General features: G+C 67.4%; 3 protein-coding genes and 1 pseudogene. 1 reads left to right on the forward strand and 3 read right to left on the reverse strand.

From position 1 onward, the window contains the following. On the forward strand, positions 1–732 hold a 732-nt coding region (locus JYJ84_RS32550), incomplete at its 5' end, for an L-lactate permease (RefSeq protein ID WP_205189982.1). A gap of 99 nt (positions 733–831) precedes the next feature. Here the strand turns inward: JYJ84_RS32550 and JYJ84_RS32555 are convergent. The 3 genes and pseudogenes from JYJ84_RS32555 to JYJ84_RS32565 all read right to left on the reverse strand — a co-directional run. Then, complete coding sequence (locus tag JYJ84_RS32555; protein ID WP_175221634.1) at positions 832–1,593, reverse strand: M48 family metallopeptidase; 762 nt, start codon at positions 1,591–1,593, stop codon at positions 832–834. Between the two features lie 195 nt (positions 1,594–1,788). Beyond that, a complete protein-coding gene (locus JYJ84_RS32560) occupies positions 1,789–2,571 on the reverse strand; it encodes a glycosyltransferase family 2 protein (protein ID WP_122946268.1) in 783 nt (260 codons plus the stop codon). Between the two features lie 125 nt (positions 2,572–2,696). Continuing rightward, positions 2,697–3,152: pseudogene (locus JYJ84_RS32565) on the reverse strand (endoribonuclease L-PSP); the annotation flags it as partial.

Genomic DNA, 3,152 nt, shown 5'->3' on the forward strand with positions numbered 1-3,152 from the left:
CTGACGGCCGTCGTCACCGTATGGAGCATCGCGCCGTTCAAGGCGCTGTTCGCCGCGCACGGCGCGCTCGCGTCGACCGTGCTGAAGTTCCATGTCGCAGGGCTCGACCAGCTCGTCGTGAAGACCGCGCCGATCGCCGCGACGCCGAAGGTGCTCGAGGCCGTGCTGAAGATCGATCTCGTGTCGGCGGTGGGCAGCGCGATCCTCGTGACCGCGCTGATCTCGATGGCGCTGCTGCGGATGAAGCCGCGCGACGCGCTCGTCACGTTCGGCGAGACGCTGAAGGAGCTGACGCGCCCGATCCTGTCGATCGGCCTCGTGCTCGCGTTCGCGTTCGTCGCGAACTATTCGGGGATGTCGTCGACGCTCGCGCTGATGCTGGCCTCGACCGGCGCCGCGTTCCCGTTCTTCTCGCCGTTCCTCGGCTGGCTCGGCGTGTTCCTGACGGGCTCGGACACGTCGTCGAATGCGCTGTTCTGCTCGCTGCAGCAGGCCACGGCCCATCAGCTCGGCGTACCCGAGACGCTCGCGGTGGCCGCGAACACGACGGGCGGCGTGACCGCGAAGATGATTTCGCCGCAGTCGATCGCGGTCGCCTGCGCGGCGACGGGCCTCGTCGGCAAGGAGTCGGAGCTGTTCCGCTTCACGGTGCGGCACAGCCTGCTGTTCGCGGTGATCGTCGGGTTGATCACGCTCACGCAGGCGTACCTGCTGCCGGGCATGGTGCCGTAAGCGGCGCACGCCCCAAAACAAAACCCCACGCCCGAAAGAGCGTGGGGTTTTTCATTTCGTCGCTGGATCGCCCGCTTCTGCAGGCGACCCGTTGCGCGATCAGCTGCCCTTCGCGATGCGATCCTCGATGTGCTGCGCGCGGCTCGCCGACGACGGGTGCGAATCCATCATCGAGCTCTTGCCGCCGTCCAGCTTCGCGAGCTTCTGGAACGACGTGACGAGACCCTTCTGGTTCATGCCCTTCTGCTTGAGCAGGTCGAACGAGTAGTCGTCGGCCGCGCTTTCCTGCGACTGCGAGAACTGCGCGTTGATGAACTTCTCGGTGATGTCGCCGAGCTGCGAGCTCGTCAGTGCCGCCACGCCCGGCGATGCCGCACCAGCCGCGGTGCGCGCCGCGCTGACCGCGTAGGCCGTCTGCATCGCCTTCTTCGAGTGGCCGAGGGCGACGTGGCCCATTTCATGGCCGATCACGCCACGCAACTCGTCGTCGTTCATCATGTCCATCAGGCCGCTGTACACGCGCACGCAGCCGTTGCCCATCGCCCACGCGTTGACGTCCTTGGTCATGTAGACCTTGTAGTTGATCTTCTGGCTGTTCAGCGTCATGTCGCCGAAGCCCTTCATCACTTTCGTCAGGCGCTTCGCGTACGCGCTGTTCGCCGGCGCGACCTTCGATTCGGCATCGCTCGCCTTGCACGAGTCGTTCGACAGTGCGGCGATGTCCGCATCCGACAGCGTCGCCGCCTTGTACAGGCTCGTCCCCGCCGACGTCAGGCTGTTCGCGTCAAGGCTCTGAATTCCGCCGCACGCGCTCAACAGAAACGCCACGCCACACGCTGCCACCGCTTTCTTGAGTTGCATCCCGGATCCCTCGATAGTTGTATTTGGGAGCGGCGATTTTGCATAATCCGGCAGAAAATTACCAGATGTTTACATCCGATGACACGTTCATTACTCGTCGGACTGAAACGAAGCGGCAATCCGACGCGGGATTGGTGACAAAAAGCGGCGCAATCGCCGCGACCGGGCGACGATCGGCATGGAAACCGGGCCTGCTCAGGCGGTCTGGTCGCGGCGACGCATCAGCCGCCGCGCGACCAGCATCGGCAGCCGCACCGCGAAGCCGATGAACAGGCGCAGGTGCATCCACGCGAGCAGCGCGTTGTCACGGCCGTAGTGGAAATGCGAGACGCCGCCCTCGTGCCGGCCGAAATAGCGCACCGGCGCGTCGATGCGGATCGGACGCACGCCGGCCCAGCACAGCCGCACGGCCGCCTCGGGATCGAAGTCGAAGCCGCGCATCCACGGCTGGCGGCGCATGATCGCGGCAAGCGGCGCGACCGGATACACGCGAAACCCGTACAGCGAATCGCCGATCCCGGCCCACAGCGTCTCGAGGTCGGCCCATGCGTTCGACAGCCGGCGCCCCTGCACGCGCAACTGCGGCGCGCTCGCGTCGAACTTCGGCACGCCCAGCACCATCGCGTCGGGCGTGGCCTGCGACGCGGCCATGAATGCGGGGATCAGGTCGGCCGGATGCTGGCCGTCGGAATCCATCGTCAACACATGCGTGAAGCCGCTCGCGGCCGCCGCGTCGAGCCCGGCGAGCACCGCGGCGCCCTTGCCGCGGTTCTCCGGCAGCACGATCACGCGCAACCCCGGGTCGCGCTCGGCCATCGCCTGCAGCCGTTCGGCGCTGCCGTCGGTGCTGCCGTCGACGACGACCCACACCGGATTCCACTGCGCGCGGGCATTGCGGACGGTCGTGTCGACCTTGACGCCCGGGTTGTAGCTCGGAATCAGGACGAGATGGGTGGACGAGGCGTGCAGCTTGGACATGGAAACGGCCGATTGCGAAGACGGGGATCCTGACAAAAGTTTATGACTTGCCGGCGACCGTCGGCAGGCTTCGTCGACGTCGCCCGTGTGCGGGGCCGGTTGCTCGATCGTGAGGTTTTCTCGCTTCATGACAGCCACGCCTCCTCATGACCCGCGCTGGCCTCGATCTCGACCAGCAGGTCGTCGCGGCACACGTCCGCATGGACGACGAGCGGCCGCACGCCGGGGCCGGCCGCCTCGCTCAGCACGCGCTCGATCGCGGCCAGCGCCGCGGTGTCGCCGGCGTCGCGCACGTAGACGCGATAGCTCAGGTCGGCGAGCGAGAACGGGCCGTGCCCCTGGCGCGCGGCCTGCTCAAGCACGGCCGCGAGGTTCGCGACCGTCTCGCGCGTTTGCGCGACGACGTCGCCGTGATGCACGGTGCGGTGCCCGACGATGCTCGCGGTGCCCGACACGAACAGCACCGGCGCGGCGTCGCCTTCCGTCCATGCGGCTGCGCGCGCGAACGTCGGCGCACGCGGGCCGTACTCCGCCGGATAGTGATACGCGCTGACCTGGCGCGGGTTCTCGACCGGATCGGC

This window comes from Burkholderia sp. LMG 13014 (assembly GCF_905232215.1).
Taxonomy (GTDB): domain Bacteria; phylum Pseudomonadota; class Gammaproteobacteria; order Burkholderiales; family Burkholderiaceae; genus Burkholderia.

Bases quoted from the DNA above. Each gene is read 5' to 3' on its own strand.
- JYJ84_RS32560 (WP_122946268.1), bottom strand. From the start codon at position 2,571: ATGTCCAAGCTGCACGCCTCGTCCACCCATCTCGTCCTGATTCCGAGC.
- JYJ84_RS32555 (WP_175221634.1), bottom strand. From the start codon at position 1,593: ATGCAACTCAAGAAAGCGGTGGCAGCGTGTGGCGTGGCGTTTCTGTTG.